This window comes from Eggerthella sp. BIOML-A1 (assembly GCF_009875595.1).
GTDB classification, from domain to species: Bacteria; Actinomycetota; Coriobacteriia; order Coriobacteriales; family Eggerthellaceae; genus Eggerthella; species Eggerthella lenta.
The window spans coordinates 200,747-216,530 of sequence record NZ_WWRZ01000003.1 but is presented as its reverse complement, the minus strand read 5'-3'; the positions used below and the strand labels follow the sequence as shown (position 1 = coordinate 216,530).

Annotated in this window: 11 protein-coding genes; 5 read left to right on the top strand and 6 right to left on the bottom strand. The window is 63.9% G+C overall.

All coding sequences use genetic code 11. The features are described 5' to 3' along the window. The first annotated feature begins 33 nt into the window (after nt 1-33). From nrfD to GT590_RS04430, 3 genes are all read left to right on the top strand, one after another. Nucleotides 34-906 carry an NrfD/PsrC family molybdoenzyme membrane anchor subunit gene (gene nrfD / locus GT590_RS04440; RefSeq protein WP_009306003.1) on the top strand — a complete coding sequence of 291 codons (873 nt, stop codon included), beginning with the start codon at nt 34-36 and terminating at the stop codon, nt 904-906. An 85-nt stretch (nt 907-991) separates the two neighbouring features. Next, the gene (locus GT590_RS04435; RefSeq protein WP_009608161.1) at nt 992-1,438 is read left to right on the top strand and encodes a GntR family transcriptional regulator; all 447 of its coding nucleotides are present in this window, start codon (nt 992-994) and stop codon (nt 1,436-1,438) included. Further along, a complete protein-coding gene (locus GT590_RS04430) occupies nt 1,407-2,369 on the top strand; it encodes a slipin family protein (RefSeq protein ID WP_009607938.1) in 963 nt (320 codons plus the stop codon). Before GT590_RS04435 ends, GT590_RS04430 begins: the two co-directional genes overlap by 32 nt. Before the next feature lie 87 nt (nt 2,370-2,456). Here GT590_RS04430 and GT590_RS04425 read toward each other — a convergent pair whose 3' ends face one another. The 3 genes from GT590_RS04425 to GT590_RS04415 form a co-directional block, all read right to left on the bottom strand. Further along, on the bottom strand, nt 2,457-3,029 hold the full coding sequence (locus GT590_RS04425) for a carbonic anhydrase (protein ID WP_009608001.1): 573 nt from the start codon (nt 3,027-3,029) through the stop codon (nt 2,457-2,459). Between the two features lie 167 nt (nt 3,030-3,196). Beyond that, nucleotides 3,197-3,799 (bottom strand): nigerythrin, encoded by a 603-nt coding sequence (gene ngr, locus GT590_RS04420; RefSeq protein ID WP_009608073.1) that lies wholly within the window; start codon nt 3,797-3,799, stop codon nt 3,197-3,199. Nucleotides 3,800-3,966: 167 nt separating this feature from the next. Next, nucleotides 3,967-6,027 (bottom strand): alkyl/aryl-sulfatase, encoded by a 2,061-nt coding sequence (locus GT590_RS04415; RefSeq protein ID WP_157003788.1) that lies wholly within the window; start codon nt 6,025-6,027, stop codon nt 3,967-3,969. A 182-nt stretch (nt 6,028-6,209) separates the two neighbouring features. Between GT590_RS04415 and GT590_RS04410 the strand changes: the two genes are divergently transcribed. Beyond that, nucleotides 6,210-8,774 carry a LuxR C-terminal-related transcriptional regulator gene (locus GT590_RS04410; protein WP_157003787.1) on the top strand — a complete coding sequence of 855 codons (2,565 nt, stop codon included), beginning with the start codon at nt 6,210-6,212 and terminating at the stop codon, nt 8,772-8,774. Nucleotides 8,775-8,890: 116 nt separating this feature from the next. Here GT590_RS04410 and GT590_RS04405 read toward each other — a convergent pair whose 3' ends face one another. Further along, nucleotides 8,891-12,163 (bottom strand): ABC transporter ATP-binding protein/permease, encoded by a 3,273-nt coding sequence (locus GT590_RS04405; RefSeq protein ID WP_161170929.1) that lies wholly within the window; start codon nt 12,161-12,163, stop codon nt 8,891-8,893. Nucleotides 12,164-12,424: 261 nt separating this feature from the next. On the opposite strand from GT590_RS04405, the gene GT590_RS04400 reads away from it, so the two are divergent. Next, nucleotides 12,425-13,981, top strand: a complete 1,557-nt coding sequence (locus GT590_RS04400) for an aminopeptidase 1 (RefSeq protein ID WP_161170928.1) — start codon at nt 12,425-12,427, stop codon at nt 13,979-13,981. A gap of 111 nt (nt 13,982-14,092) precedes the next feature. Here the strand turns inward: GT590_RS04400 and GT590_RS04395 are convergent, their stop codons facing one another. Beyond that, nucleotides 14,093-14,761 (bottom strand): methionine ABC transporter permease, encoded by a 669-nt coding sequence (locus GT590_RS04395; RefSeq protein ID WP_009306010.1) that lies wholly within the window; start codon nt 14,759-14,761, stop codon nt 14,093-14,095. Next, entirely contained in the window at nt 14,751-15,764 is a 1,014-nt protein-coding gene (locus tag GT590_RS04390) for a methionine ABC transporter ATP-binding protein (protein WP_009306011.1), read from the bottom strand. Before GT590_RS04390 ends, GT590_RS04395 begins: the two co-directional genes overlap by 11 nt. Nucleotides 15,765-15,784: the final 20 nt, after the last annotated feature.

Sequence of the window (15,784 nt, the reverse complement as noted above, 5' to 3'; positions counted from 1 at the left end):
CATGAACTGAGCGTCTGGCGAGAGGGGGACGAGATGCTCGGGACGCTTGTGGTGCTGTACCTGTTCCTAGGAGGATGCGGAGCCGGCGTTATGTTCGTGACGGCGGCCTGGTCGCTTGCGTTTCACCGGACGCGCACGCGCACGCAGGAGCAAACGGCGGCGTTCGGCGATTTGAAGGCCCGGTGCTACGGCATCGGGTTCGTCATGCTGTGCTTGGCGGCGCTGTGCCTGCTGCTCGATCTGGGGCGCCCCGAGTTGGCGTTCTTGCTGTTCACGCGGCCCACGCTGTCGATACTGTCGTTCGGCTCGTTCACGCTGCTGGCCAGCATCCTGGTCAGCGGGTTTCTGGCGGTGGCGAACCTCATGTACGTGCCGTTCGTCCGTGCCGGGGCGCGCAAGGCGGCCGAAGCGGCGTGCTTGGCGGTGTCGCTGTGCATGATGGCGTACACCGGCGTGTACGTGGGGTGGATCGAGGCGGTTGCGCTGTGGAACAACGCGGCCACGCCTGCGCTGTTCGCGTTGTCGTCGCTGTCGGCGGGCGTCTCGACGGTGTTCGTGATCGCGCCGTTCGTGCGCGATGTGACGCGCTTGAGCGGATGGATGCTGCTGCTCCATCGCGTCCATCTGGCGGTGCTGGTGCTGGAGTTGGTGATGCTGGCGGGGTTCGTGGCGTTCGGGTTCTCCAACCCCTTCGCGCGCGAATCGCTGGCGATCCTGTTCGACCCGAGCGGGCTGGGCCCGTGGTTCGTCGTGGGGCTGGTGGGCTTGGGGCTGTTGGTTCCCTTGGCCGTCGAAGTGTTCGTCACGGTGACGAAGCGGTTGGTTCGCGCGCTGCCGGTGGACCTGCTGTGCATCGCGGGAGGGCTGGTGCTGCGATTCTGCGTTGTTTGGTCGGGGATGCATTGAAGATGCGCGGTTGCCGCCGCTGTACAAGCTGGTTATCTTGTACAATGCGGAACGGATGATCCCTCAGAAAGAATAAGGAAGTGGCATGGCGTTATTCGAGATAGACGAGTCGTCGGGGCTGCCCGTGTGGGTGCAGCTGCGCAACCGGTTCGTCTACTTGATCAAGACCGGCCACTACCAGCCCGGGGATCAGCTGCCCAGCGTCCGCACGCTTGCCGCCGAAGCCGCCATCAACTACAACACGGTGAGCAAGGTGTACATCAACCTCGAGCACGACGGGTATGTGGAATCGGTTCGAGGCCGCGGCGTGTTCGTCCGCGATATCGGCAAGCTGGCCGCCGACGACGTGCAGTCCATCGCCGATACGGAAATCGAGGAGAGCATCAAGCGGTGCCTCGCGTTGGGCATGACGCTTGATGAAATCATGTTGAGGATGATCGACGTCGCCCATCGCGTCCAGCAGGACGTGGAAGGGGGCGCGAGCATGAGACGGGGCTTGTATGAAAAATCGCAAAGGAAAGAATCAAACTGACGCGCCGGCCGCCAAGCCGTTTTCCATCGAGCAGTACAACTCGCGCACCGATCGGCGCACGTCGCAGAACGGCTCGCTCATGTTCTCGGCGTTCGTGTTCGTTGTGGCGCTCGTGCTGGCCATCGCGGCGGGCTACCTGATCACAGGAGCCTTCACCGTGTGGGTGGTGCTGGTCGGTTTCGCGCTGGCATGCCTTGCCGAGATGTCCATCCACATCGCCATGCAGTGGGAGAAGGTGGTGGTGCTGCGGTTCGGCAAGTTCAGCCGTTCGAAGGGCCCCGGCCTGTACTTCACCATCCCCTTCATCGAGCAGACTGCCCTCAAGGCTGACCAGCGCATCATGGTCACCGGGTTCGGCGCCGAGGAGACGCTGACCAGCGACCTCGTTCCCATCAACGTGGACGCCGTGCTGTTCTGGATGGTGTGGGACGCCGAAAAGGCGTGTCTCGAGGTGGAGAACTACTACAACTCCGTGTCGCTGGTGGCGCAGACCGCGCTGCGCGACGCCATCGGCCGCGCCAGCGTGTCGGAGGTGGCCATCCGCCGCAACCAGCTGGATCAGGAGTTGCAGGAGGTCATCGAAGAGCGCACGTCGCTATGGGGCATCACCGTGCTGTCGGTGGAGATCCGCGACATCGTGATTCCCCAGGAGCTGCAAGAGGTCATGTCCACCGAGGCCCAGGCCGAGCGCGAGAAGAACGCCCGCATGGTGTTGGCCGAGGTGGAGAAGGACATCTCCTCCATGTTGGTGGACGCCGCGCACGTGTACGAGGAGAACGAGGTGGCCCTGCGCCTGCGCACGATGCACCTGCTGTACGAGAGTGTGAAGGGTTCCGGCGGCACCGTGGTCATCCCGAGCGCCTACAGCGAAGGCTTCAGCGACGCCGCCCTGAAGAACATGGCCGACTCCCTGAAAACCCCGAAGGGGTAGCGAAGGCCGAAGTTCGCGGGCCCAGAAAAGCAAATGACAGTCAAATGAAAAGCAAGGACGACGGTGAGTCTGGACGACGTCGCCTGCTTAGCAAACCACCGAAAGCTTGCCGGTGTCGGAATCCATGATGAAGCCGATCACGCGCACGTGGGGCGGCATGACGGGGTGGTTCGCCACCATGTCGACGCTCTTGCGCACGGCTTCCTCGGTGTCGCCGAAGCCGGCCAGCCATTTGTCGAAGTCGATGCCGCAGTGCCGCGCGAACTCGATGCGCTCGGCCGACACGCCGAGGCGCTCCATGTTCGCTACCATTTCCTTGCCGCTCATGTGCTGTGCGCCGCAGTTCGTGTGCGCCACGATCATGATGTCCTCCACGCCCAGCTCGCATACTGCGATCAGCAGCGAGCGCATGACGCTGCCGAAGGGGTGGGCCACCTCGGCGCCGGCCACCTTGATGATTTTCGCGTCGCCGTTCTTCAACCCCAGCGCCGCCAGCAGCAGCGCGGTGAGGCGCGTGTCCATGCACGAGACGATGGCCAGCTTCTTGTCGGGGTACTTGTCGGTGGTGTAACGTTCGAAGTCGCGGCGCTCCACGAACGCGCGGTTGTGCGCGAGGATGCCGTCGATGGTGGGGGAGATGGTCGCCTGCTGCTGATCCATAAGAGCCTTCTTTCGTCCGAAGCCCTTATGATAGCGCAACCTGCTCCCGCGCAATGTGCGAACGAATGTTTCACGTGAAACATTCGGTGAAGATGCAGGTCGCAGACGTGGAAACGGCCGCCCGAGGGCGACCGTTTCTGGCAGATGGAAAAGCTGGGTGCGTCGGTTTAGAACGCGCGGAAGGAGGCCTTCGGGCAGAAGCAGATGGGGCACTTCTCGAAGTTCTCGCCCTTGTGGATGTAACCGCAGATGGGGCACAGGTAGAACTTGTCGTCGTCGGGAGCGTCGATGTCGTTGTACGCCGCCAGGTAACGCTCGGCGTGCACGGACTCGGCCAGCTTGGCGCGGGTGAACACCTGCACGGCCTTGGTGTTGCCCTCTTCCTGAGCCTTCTTGATGAAGGCCGGGTACATGTCGGACGTCTCGAAGATCTCGCCCTGAGCGCCCATGATGAGGTTCAGGTCGGTCTGCACGCCCTCGGCCTCAGGGGCGGCCGGCTTCTCGAAGTCGGGCTCGACTTCGGCGACGAGCGCGTACTCGAGGCCGATGTGGATCTGCTCGGCAGCGGACGTGGCCTCGAACAGGCGAGCGATCTGCTCGTAGCCCTGCTCCTTGGCAGCCTGGGCGAACGCGGCGTACTTGGCAGAAGCGCCGGTCTCGCCGCCGATGGCGGCCTTCAGGTTCTCAAGCGTGGTGCCGACTTCGCAGGTGCCGAAGCCGTCCATGTTCGTGGTGTTCTCAGCGGTGGGGATCTCGGAACGTACCTTCATGGGTGATACTCCTTCTCGTCTTACGTTTTCGTCTGTGCCCTCTTAATGAGAATCAATCTCAATAAGTAGAATACTCCGAAGCCGAACGAGACGCAAGGGGGTAATCGATGGCCGTCGGGTATTTCGCGAAACGTCCACAAAGCGGCTTCTTCCGCGCCGCACCTTCCTTACGGCTCCACGATGTTGAAGAAGAAGTCGAATGCCGTCAGGTGCTCGGTGAGCTTGGCGACGACGTCCTGGTCCCCTTCGACGGCTATCGAGGCGGCTTGCGCGTCGGCATCGCGGTTGAGGATGGCGAACATGCCCAGGCGCGGCATCGCGATCGTTGCGTCGGCGTCCGCCGCCTGCGTGCCCCGTTCGTACAGCACGACGCCCGAGCGCACGGTCAGTAGGTAGGGATCCTCGTCGGTGAACGCCAGGTTCACGGTGAGGTTCAGGTTCTCGGCGGCGTTCGCGTCCAGCAGGATGCCCAGGTAGTCCAGCATCATGGAGGGCGTCATGGCACGCTGTATGTCGGAGCTGCCGGTCGTTCGGTACTTCGGATCGGCGTCCACGCCGTCGCGCAGCTCCTTCGCGCCGGTGAGGTAGGCGTTGCGCCAGGGGCCCGATTCCGCCTGGAAGCCCAGCTGCTCCAGCGCGTCGGCGCACAGCAGGCGGGCGGCACGGTTGCCGGGGTCGGCGAACACCACGAGGTTCGTCACCTCGGCAACCCATTGGTATGCGCCCGCTTCGAAGTCCTTCGCGGCTTTCGCCAGCACCGCGTCCACGTCGCCGAAGTATTCCACGAACTTCTTGGCCGACTCCGCCGGGGGCAGGGCGGCCAGATGCACGGGATTCGCGTCGTACCAGCCCATGTACTTCTGGTATACGGCCTTCGCGTTGTGCGACACCGTGCCGTAGTACTGGCGCGTGTACCAGTTCTTTTCCAGCGCTGCGGGCAGCGTGATCATGTGGGCTATCTCGTTGGACGTGTAGCCTTGGTTCACGTACATCAGCGTTTGATCGGCGATGAACTTGTACATGGCGGCGGTGTTCGTGAGGTAGTCGCGGATGAAGTCCGCGCCCCAATGCGGCCAGTTGTGCGCCTGGAACGTGACCTGGGTCTCGCTGCCGTAGCGCGCGAGCGTTTCCATGAGATAGTTCGCCCAGGCGTTGCCGTCGCGTACCTCCGCGCCGCGCAGGGTGTACAGGTTGTGCAGCGTGGCCGTGCAGTTCTCGGCAACCCACAGCGCCCGGTAGCCGGGGAACCACGTGTTCATCTCGGCGGGAGCCTCGGTGCCGGGCGTCATCTGGAACTCCATGGTCACGCCGTCGACGGTGCGCGTCTCGCCCGTCGTCGTGACGATGTCGTTCGGCGCCAGGTAGGAGACGGTGCCCGTGGACTGCCCCATGCCGATGCCGATGGACAGCTTGCCGGTGGGTGACGCTTCCAGGAACGTGCCGTACTGGTAGCCCGCGCGGCGCCCCATGGCGTTGCCAGCGTACACGTTCTCGGCCACGGCATGCTCGGCGAAGCCCTGCGGCACGATGATGGGGATGGAGCGCTCGGCGACCTCCTCTTCGGACACGATGCCCTTGATGCCGCCGTAGTGGTCCACGTGGGGGTGGCTCATCACGATGCCCATCACCGGGCGCTCGCCCAGGTTGTCGGTGACCAGCTGGAACGCGGCGCGCGAGCACTCGCAGCTCATCAGCGGATCGAACACGATCCAGCCCGTGTCGCCGCGGACGAAGGTGATGTTCGTCATGTCGTAGCCGCGCACCTGATAGATGCCGTCCACGACTTCGAACAGGCCGAAGAGGTGGTTGATCTGGGCGTTGCGCCAGAGGCTGGGGTTGGCGGTGTCGGGCGCATCGGCGGGGGCGTCGGCGCCGTCGAGGAACGCGTAGGCCTTCTGGCTCCACACCACCTTGCCGTCTTCGCCGGTGATCTCCAGCGTATCGGGTGCGGCGATGAGCCCGCGCTCGGCGAATTCGCGCTCGGTTTCGTCGGAGAAGTCGAGCAGGGCGTACACGCCCTCGTTGGCCGCCGCGGTTGCCGGCGCGGCCGGTTTCGCGTCGGCTTTCAGGTTGTCGAGCGCGGCTTTGCCGGCGGCCGCGTCGTCACCGGTTCCGGCTCCTGCGGCAGCGCAGCCGCACAGGGCGCTTCCCGCAGCCACGAGCGCGCCGGTGGCGAACGCCCCGGTCACGAACGTGCGCCTGTCAAGTGCATGATGATGGCGGGTCATAGGGCCCCTCCCCTTTCCTCGCAGAGTCTCTCGGTTCGCAGCAATGGAGCACTATCACGATACGCGCATCGAAACAGCGAAAACATCGGCCGGTACGAGGGTTTTCCCGAAGTTCCCCCGATCGCTTTTGCTATGCTGAGCACGATCGAGGCTCCGTACGCGAAGAAAGACGGGTCGAACCCATGGACCAAGAAGCCCCCATCGACAGCTCGCTCATGCTGAGCGAGAAGTTCACGCCCGCGGCGCTGCCCGAGGTGTGCGCGCCGCGCCGCAGCCTCATCGGCCGGTTCGACGACGCGGCCGCCCTGCGGTTCGGCTACGTGGGGGCTCCGGCGGGCAGCGGCAAGACCGTTTCGACGCTGCTGTGGCTGAAAGCGTGCAAGCGCAAGGTGGTGTGGATCGGCCTCGATCGCTACGACAACGCGCCCACCGTGTTCTTCAAACTGCTGGCCACGGGCCTGCTGTCGGTGCAGCCGGAGAACGTGGGCATGCGCCGCGTCCTCGCGAGCCCGTCGTTTTCCGCGTCGCCCGTCGAGCACGTCATCATGATGCTGGCCGAGATGCAGCCGCCAACCGAGCGCTACGCGCTCGTGCTGGACGACGTGCACCTCGTCACGAACCGCGAGATCATGAAGGCGTTGCCGGCCGTGCTCAAGCGGCTGCCCGGGGCGTTCGCGGTGTTTCTGCTGTCCCGCAACGAGCTGCCCGATGAGTTGCGCGGCGTCGTGCGCGAGCCGGCCCAGCTCATCGGGGCCGACCAGCTGCGCTTCACCGAGGACGAGATCCGGCGCTATTTCAAAAGCCTGGGGCGCGCCCTCACGGCCGAGGAGACGCGCTTCGCCTTCGCGGCGACGGAGGGCTGGGCCATCGGCGTGGCCGCGGTGGCGAAGACGGGCAAGATCGACTCCGGCAGCAGCCACTACCTGTTCGCCAGCTACTTCGAGTCGCAGGTGTGGAACGCGTGGGATCCTGACCTGCGGGAATTCTGCCTGCGCACGTCGGCGGTGGACGAGTTCGACCCGGAGCTCGCTCGGCTGCTGACGGGGCGTCCCGACGCCCGCGCCGTCATGGACGAGCTCAACCGTACGAACACGTTCCTCAGCCGCCTGCATGGCGACGCGTACCGTTACCATCACCTGTTCCAGGATTTCCTGCGCGAGAAGGCCGCTGCCGACGGCATCGACCGCCCGAAGCTGTGCAAGGCGGCCGCCGCGTACTACCGCGAGCACCGCGACTACTCCCGCGCGCTGCGGTTCTGGATGGAAAGCGGCGACTACCGCGGCATCGATGCCTATCTGCTGTTGTTCCTGTTCGAGAACAACCGCGGCAACATCGCCGAGTACGCCGACTTCCTGAACACGTTCTTCGTGGACGAGGTTCCCGAGCGCGCGTTCAAGGAATGCCCGCCGCTGCACGTCTTGGGAGCGTGGCACGCCTACCTGACCAGCCGACGCGAGCTGTTCGAGCGCCACATGGACGCGGTGTACCGCAACCTGCCGCGCATCGCGCGTGCCGACTCGCGGTTCATGGAGTACGCGCTTCTGGCCTACAGCGTGGACCATCGCACGAGCATCCTCGAGAAGGTGAAGCACTTCCGCGCGTTCGGCCGGTTCATCAAGCGGTTCACGCCCGAGGGGCTGGCCACGAACATCGCGTCGTTCACGCACAACCTCCCCTACATGCACCGCAGCAACCTGGACTACTCCGATCTGGCGCTGGAGGAGGGCAGCATGCGGAAGCTGGAAGGCAACTTCTCGCTGCTGCTGGGCCAGGAGTGGCGCTACATCGAGCCGGGCATCCCGGCGTGCTTCGCCTACGAGCGCAACCGCCTGGACGAGGCGCTGGAGGGCATCGAGCGCGCGCGGGCGGCTATGATCCCCGAAAACAAGGTGGAGGGGCGGTTGTGCGTGGCCGTCATGTACCAGCAGACGCTTTGGCAGCTGGGCCGCACGGACGAGGCCGATGCCGTGCTGGACGAGCTGGACGGCCTGGTGGAGCGCGAGGCGCCGTTCTTCCTGCCGAACCTCAAGGCGCATCGGGCGAAGCTTTCGCTGCTCGACGCCGACAAGCGCGTCGCGCGGACCTGGCTCGACGAGTTCTTCGTCACCGAGGTCGAGCGGGTGGAGCTGTACCGCGTGCCCCAGCATTTCACGACGGCGCGGGCTCATCTGGCGCTGGAACATCGGGCGGAGGCCCTGCGCGTGCTCGACTTGCTGGATCGGTTCGGCCGGGAATTCAACCGCCCGCTCGACGTGGGCGAGGCGGGCGCGCTCAAGGCGGCGCTTCTGTGGGCGTACGGGAAGAAGGCCGAAGCCTGCGAGGCGCTGTCGTCGGCGCTCGAGGCGCTTGCGCCGTACGGGTTCGTGCGCATCGTGGCCGACGAGGGCGCGTCGGTCGAACCGGTGCTCAAGCGGCTGCTCAAGCAGGCGTCGGCGCCGGAATACGACGGTCCGCTGAAGCGTTCCTACGTGCACGAGCTGCTGTTGGCCGCCCATGCCACCGCTCAGCGCCACTCCGGCGTGACCGCGAACATCGTGCCGAAGAAGAAGCCCGTGAAGCTGTCGCAACAGCAGGCGCTGGTGTTGGAGCTGCTGGCGCAGGGCCGCTGCAACGCCGACATCGTCGCGGAAATGGGCCTGTCGCTGTCCACGGTGAAAAGCCACACGGCCGCCGCCTACCGCAAGCTGGGCGTGCACACCGCCATGGACGCCGTCCTGAAGGCCCGCGAGCTGGGCCTGCTGGAGTAGGCTTCCTTCGTTGGGGGAGTCGATCGGGACGAGGCGCGCTCCCCTGTCGCAGTGCAAAAGAAAGCGCTCCTGCATAAGCAGGAGCGCTTTCTTCGGTTTGTGCTGCGCAGTTTCGCTTACTCGCTCCTCAGGGCTTCCACCGGGTCTTTCCTGCTGGCGGCGCTGGAGGGGATGAGGCCGGCCAGGAACGTGAGGAACACGCTGATGGCCACCAGGATGACGGCGGCTTGCCACGGCAGCGAGGCCACGTTCGCGACGTCGAACAGCGAGTAGACGATGGCGTTGGCGGGTATGCAGGCCAGCATGGTCAGGCCGATGCCGATGACGCCGGCCGTGAAGCCCACGATGATGGTCTCGGCGTTGAACACGCGGCTGATGTCGCCCTTGCTGGCGCCGATGGAGCGCAGGATGCCGATCTCCTTCTTGCGTTCCAGCACCGAAATGTAGGTGATGACGCCGATCATGATGGACGACACCACCAGCGAGATGGCCACGAACGCCACCAGCACGTAGCTGATCATGTTCACGATGTCGGTGACCGAGGCCATGAGCGTGCCCACGAAGTCGGTGTAGGTGATCACCTTGTCGTCTTCGCCGTCGGCGGTCATGCGGTCGTTGTAGGCGTCGAGGATGCCGATGACCTTCTCTTTGCTCTCGAAGTCGATGGGGTAGATGTCGATGCCGCTCGGCTTGTTGAAGTCGGCGTAGCCCAGCTTCTTCAGGTTGTTGTCGTAGGAGGCGTCCTCCTTGCCCATCATCGACATCATGAGCTCGGTGAGGTCGTTCTCGTCCATGTTCATCTGGAACGCGTTGGCGAAGGCCGACTCATCGATGCTCATGGCGTTAGACATGTTCGCGGCGATCTGGTTCATGGACTGCTGCATGGCAGCGGACACCTGCGTTTCCAGCGCGGTCTGCATCTGCTGCATGTACGCGCCCAGCACGTTTTGCATGTACGAGCTCATGGCCGTGGTGATGGACGCCTGCAGCTGGCTCTCAAGCGCCTGCGCCATGGCGGGGACGGCTTGCTGCATCTTTGCCGACAGCTGCTGCTGCAGCTGGGTTTGCAGGGCTTCGGTGGCCTGCTTCATGTCGATGGATCCCATGATGGCATCGGCGATCTTCTTCTGGACCTCCTCGCTTTCGAGGTAGGCTTTCGCTCCGTCTTCCATGGTGGGAACCTTACCTTGCGCGACCTGTTCCTGCGCCCAGTTCGCGTACCACGGGTTGAACCCTGCCATGATGTCTTCCATGGCCGCCTGCATCTTCGCCGAATCCATGGTCGGCTGCACATCGCCCAGGTCCAGCTTGATGTCGCTGAAATCGACCAGGTTGCTCATGTCGATGCTGCTGGGATCGATGGCGATGGACGAGCCGTCGAACGCCGGCAACGATCCCATGTCCAGCGACAGCCCCGACAGGTCCAGCGACATGCCTGACAATCCGCTGGTCAGCGCGCTCTCGTCGAACTTGAACGCCGCCTGGATGGCATCGCCGTCGATGGTGAACAGCGACTGCATATCGAAGCCCTCGCCGTCGTCTTCCTCGCCGAACGGCTTGTCGGTGAACACGTTGGTGTCGGGATGGGCCAGCTGGTCCTTCACGATGGTGCTGCTGGCGGCCTGCTCGATCACGTAGTCGGTCAGCGTGGAGGGGTAGTTGATGCCCGAGCTCAGCATGGTGGCGGTGGCGTCTTCGCGCGGCTGCACGATGCCGACGATCTTCACGTCCTCGCCGTTGTTCACCAGGTTGCGCATGTAGTCGGTGTCGTCCGTCTTGTCTTTCCACACGTTGAACTCGTCGTCGTGCACGTAGTAGTCCGTGGCCTGCACCAGCTTGAACGTGATGCCCAGGATGTCGTCGTAGGTGGGCTGCTCGATGTTGTCGGGCGTGGTCACCTCTTCTTCGGCCGCGAACTTCTTAACCATGTCGTCGAACTCGTTGGCGTCGCGCAGACCCAGCGTGTACAGCATGAAATCGCTGATGTTGCCGTTGCCTGTGAGCACGAGCACCACCTCGTTGTGGTTCTCGGGCCAGTGTCCTGCTTTCACGTCGTACTGGCTCTCGTACAGGTTCGGGTCGCTGGGCATCTCGTAGAACACGTCGGTGCTCATCGACATGGACATGAGGCTGTTCGAGGATGCCGTTGAGCCCAGGCCCAGCGCGGACAGCGACTTGTCGGGGTTCACCTGGCGAAGCTTATCGGTGTTGGAGCTGTATATCTGCGGAGCCACGTTGTAGGTGTATTCGATGGCGTTCGTGTACTGGTCGATGTCGCTCTGACCGCTGTCCAGGTACTCCTTCAGCGACGCCAGATCGTTCGAGCCGATGCTGGAGAACATGTTGGTGACCATCTCGGTGACGCCTACTTTGTCCTGGTTGCCGTCGCCTTCGGTTTCCCCCGTGTTGCCGCCTGCCCCGGTGGCCGCGCCCAGCATCATGGAGGTCATGTCGAAGCCGGTGCTCTGGATTTGCAGCGGGTACTCCGATAGCGTCTCCTCTTCGACGGACTTGATATAGTTGTTCACGCCGTTGGCCAACGACAGGATGGAGGCGATGCCGATGATGCCGATAGAGCCCGCGAACGCCGTCATCAGCGTGCGGCCCTTCTTCGTCATGAGGTTCTTGAACGACAGCGAAAGCGCCGTGAGGAACGACATCTTCGTACGGCGCGCGGGCTTCTCGCTCACGCGCATGTCCTCGGCGGTGGGCTCGTAGGGGTCGGTGTCGGAGCGGATGACGCCGTCGGTAAGCGTGACGATGCGCGTTGCGTAGTCTTCGGCCAGCTCGGGGTTGTGCGTGACCATGATGACCAGGCGGTCGTTCGCGATCTCGGTGAGCAGGTCCATGATCTGGACGCTGGTTTTGGAGTCGAGGGCGCCGGTGGGCTCGTCGGCCAGCAGGATCTCGGGATCGTTGATCAGGGCGCGCGCGATGGCGACGCGCTGCATCTGGCCGCCGGACAGCTGGCTGGGCTTCTTGTTCACGTGATCGCCCAAGCCCACCTGCTGCAACGCGGCCACCGCGCGGTCGTGGCGTTCGGCGCGCGACACGCCCGACAGCGTCAGCGCCAGCTCCACGTTGGACAGCACCGTCTGGTGGGGGATGAGGTTGTAGCTTTGGAACACGAAGCCGATGCGGTTGTTGCGGTAGGCGTCCCAGTCCTTGTCTTTATACTGTTCGGTGGAGATGCCATCGATGATGAGGTTCCCCGAGTCGTAGTGGTCGAGGCCGCCCACGATGTTGAGCAGCGTGGTCTTGCCCGAGCCGGAGGGCCCCAGGATGGCCACGAACTCGTTGTCGCGGAACGACACCGACACGTTGTCGAGCGCGGTCTGGGTGAAGTCGGCCGTCGTGTACGACTTGCAGATGTTGAGCAGTTGCAGCATGGGGTGCCTTTCGGTGCGTTCCTCGCGAGGAGGCGAAACGCAGGTGTTACGCAATGGTTGATGCTTCGTTAATCATGGTTGATTTTCCTGCTTTCCCTTCTTGGGAAAGAGCAATCTTCACCGAGTTTACCGAACGGTTACTTTTGGGTTCGCGCCCGCTTGCTTACGATTTGCGGGAGATTGCGCTTTCGGGGTTTCGCTGGCGCTGGGCTTGGCGATAATGGGGCGGAATAAGAAAACGGCGGCGAAAGGACGCATGACATGGAACGCGACGTGGCATGGAAGAAATACGACGAAGCCGACCTCGAGGCGCTGGAGCATCTGGCTGCCGAGTACATCGACTTCATCTCGGACAACAAGACCGAGCGCGAGTGCGCGGCTTCGGCCGTCGCGCTGGCGGAAGAGCACGGCTACCTGCCGCTTGACCAGGCGGTGCGCGAAGGGCGCACGCTCAAGGCCGGCGACAAGGTGTGGGCGCAGGCGCACGGCAAGGCGCTCATCCTGGCGCATCTCGGGCAGAAGCCGTTGGAGCAGGGGCTCAACATCCTGGGCGCGCACATCGACAGCCCGCGCCTCGACCTCAAGCAGAACCCGCTGTACGAGTCGAACGGGTTCACGCTGTTCGATACGCATTATTACGGCGGCATCAAGAACTACCAGTGGGTCACGCTGCCGCTGGCGCTGCACGGCGTGATCGCGAAGAAAGACGGCACCGTGGTGGACGTCCAGGTGGGCGACGACCCGGACGATCCGGTGTTCTGCGTCACCGACCTGCTGATCCACCTGGCCGGCAAGCAGATGGCGAAGAAGGCCAACGAGGTGGTGGAGGGCGAGGACCTGGACATCCTCATGGGCAACCGCCCTTTGACCTGCGGAGGCGGGAGCCTCGACGGCACCCAGTCGCTCGGCAGTCCTGGCTCGCACGGACGGTCCGCTGGACTGTCCGGCTCGTGCGGAACTCGCTTGGTGGGCGCCGCCGAGGCTCCCGGGGAATCTGCAGTGGACGGCGATCCGACCGAGGATGTCCAGGCTCCTGCTGGTAAAGAAGAAGAGAAGGAGCCCGTCAAGGCGTTCGCGCTTAAGCTGCTGGCTGAGAAGTACGGCATCGAGGAAGAGGACTTCCTGTCGGCCGAGATCGAGGTCGTGCCCGCTGGACGCGCCCGCGACCTGGGATTCGACCGCAGCATGGTGATCGGCTACGGGCAGGACGACCGCGTGTGCGCCTACACGTCGCTCGTGGCGCAACTTGCGCTCGCTGAGGCACCGGAGAAGACGGCCGTGTGCGTGCTGGTGGACAAGGAGGAGATCGGCAGCGTGGGCGCCACCGGCATGGCATCGCAGTTCTTCGAGAACACCATGGCCGAGATCATGGAGCTTGCCGGCGAGGGCGGCCCGCTGCCGCTGCGCCGCGCGCTAGCGGCGTCAAGCATGCTGTCGTCCGACGTGTCCGCCGGCTTCGACCCCGCCTACGCCAGCGCGTTCGAGGCGAAGAACTCCGCGTTTTTGGGGCGCGGCCTGGTGTTCAACAAGTACACGGGCAGCCGCGGCAAGAGCGGCTCCAACGATGCGAACGCCGAGTACGTGGCGCGCATCCGCCGCGTCATGGATGACGCCGGCGTGTCGTTCCAGACCGCTGAGCTGGGCAAGGTCGACGTGGGAGGCGGCGGGACCATCGCCTATATTCCTGCCAAGTACGGTATGGACGTCATCGACTCGGGCGTGGCCGTGCTGTCGATGCACTCCCCGTGGGAGGTCGCCAGCAAAGCCGACATCTACGAGGCCTTCAAAGGCTACGAAGCGTTCCTGAAAAACGCGTAGGGACGCCCTGCGGGCAACGAAGCATCAGAATCGCGAACGGGGGCGGGGCGCATCGAGCGCCCCGCCCCCGTTCCGTCCGCGCACCCGCCGCCCGTCTCGCTATGCTTGCTCTTACGAGCGTCTCCGCTCGATGCGGTTGACGTACCAGTCTCCTGCTGCCTGGATGATCTGAACCAGCACCACCAGCACCGCGATGCACGCGATCATGATTCCCATGTTGTAACGCTGGTAGCCGTAGCGATACGCGAGGTCGCCCAGGCCTCCGCCTCCCACAAGACCTGCCATGGCCGAGAATCCCAGCAGCGAGATGGCGGTGATCGTAATGTCTTTCACCAGCGGCACGTGCGCTTCCGGCAGCACGATGCAGAACATCGTTCTCAGCTTGCCGGCTCCGCTGGCGAACGCGGCCTCGATCATGCCCTTGTCGACTTCGGCCAACGACGCCTCGCTCAGCCGCGCGAAGAAGGCCACCGCCGCGACGGCCAAGGGGATCACCACCGCCTCGGTGCCGATTTTGGTGCCCACTACCAAGGCCGACAGCGGCAGCAGGAAGATGAGCAGAATCAAAAACGGGATGGAGCGCACCACGTTCACCGTCGCGCCCAGCACCTTGTTGAGCAAGGGGCTGTTTATGAACAGGTGCGTGCTGGAAGCGTAGAGCAAAATGCCCAGCGCGCCGCCAGCCACGATGGCGATGACCAGCGCGATGCTGCACATGAACGCGGTCTCTCCCAGCGTTTTGCCCACCTCGAGTAGAATCTCGCTGATGTTATCCGGCATGCTTCAACACCTCCAGATGCTCGACCTGCCCTCTCAGATGCGCGGTCGCTCGGTCGATTTGGTCGTTGGCGCCCTCGGCTCGCACGTACAAAATGCCGAAGGGCTTCTCGTTGATGTACTCGATCTTGCCGTGCAGGATGGAAAGGCGCACGTCGAACAGCTTCCCTGCATCGAATAGCACGGGTTCGGTGGCGTTTTCTCCCGCGTAGGTGAGCTTGATGATAGAGCCGTTTTGCTCGAACGCGCCGCTTGGCAGGGCGAAGTTCTGGGAGTGCCGCACCAGGCCTCGCAGCATCTCGGACTGCGGGTTGGAGAACACCTCGTAGGTTTCGCCTTGCTCCACCACGCGTCCGCCGTCCATCACTGCGATGCGGTCGCAGATGCCTTTCACCACGTCAAGCTCGTGGGTGATGACCACGATGGTCACGCCAAGTTGCTGGTTCACGCGTTTCAGCACGTCGAGCACCGATTTTGTGGTTTCGAGATCGAGCGCGCTGGTGGGCTCGTCGCACAGGAGGATGCGCGTGTTGGCGGCCAGTGCGCGTGCGATGGCCACGCGCTGCTTCTGTCCGCCGCTCAGCGTTTGGGGGTACGCGTCGCGCTTCTCCTCCAGGTTCACGAACTCCAGCAGCTCGACGACGCGCTCCTCGATGTCCTGCTTGCTCCAACGGGCGCACTTCAAAGGAAAGGCAACGTTGTCGTAGACGGTCTTGGCATTCCATAGGTTGAAGTGCTGGAAGATCATGCCGATGCCGCAGCGCGTTTCGCGCAAACGGGCGCCGGTCTGCCCTACGATGGATGCGCCGTCGATCACGATATCTCCCGACGTGGGCTTTTGCAGGAGGTTGATGGTGCGCACAAGCGTCGACTTGCCGGCACCGCTCGACCCGATGATGCCGAACACCTCGCCTTCCAGGATGGTCAGGCTCACGTCGTCGACGGCCGCGGTGGCGGAAGCCCCGTCTCGGGAAAACTCGACCTGGATGTTCTTCAGCTCTATCATGGAACGACCTTCCTTTGCGA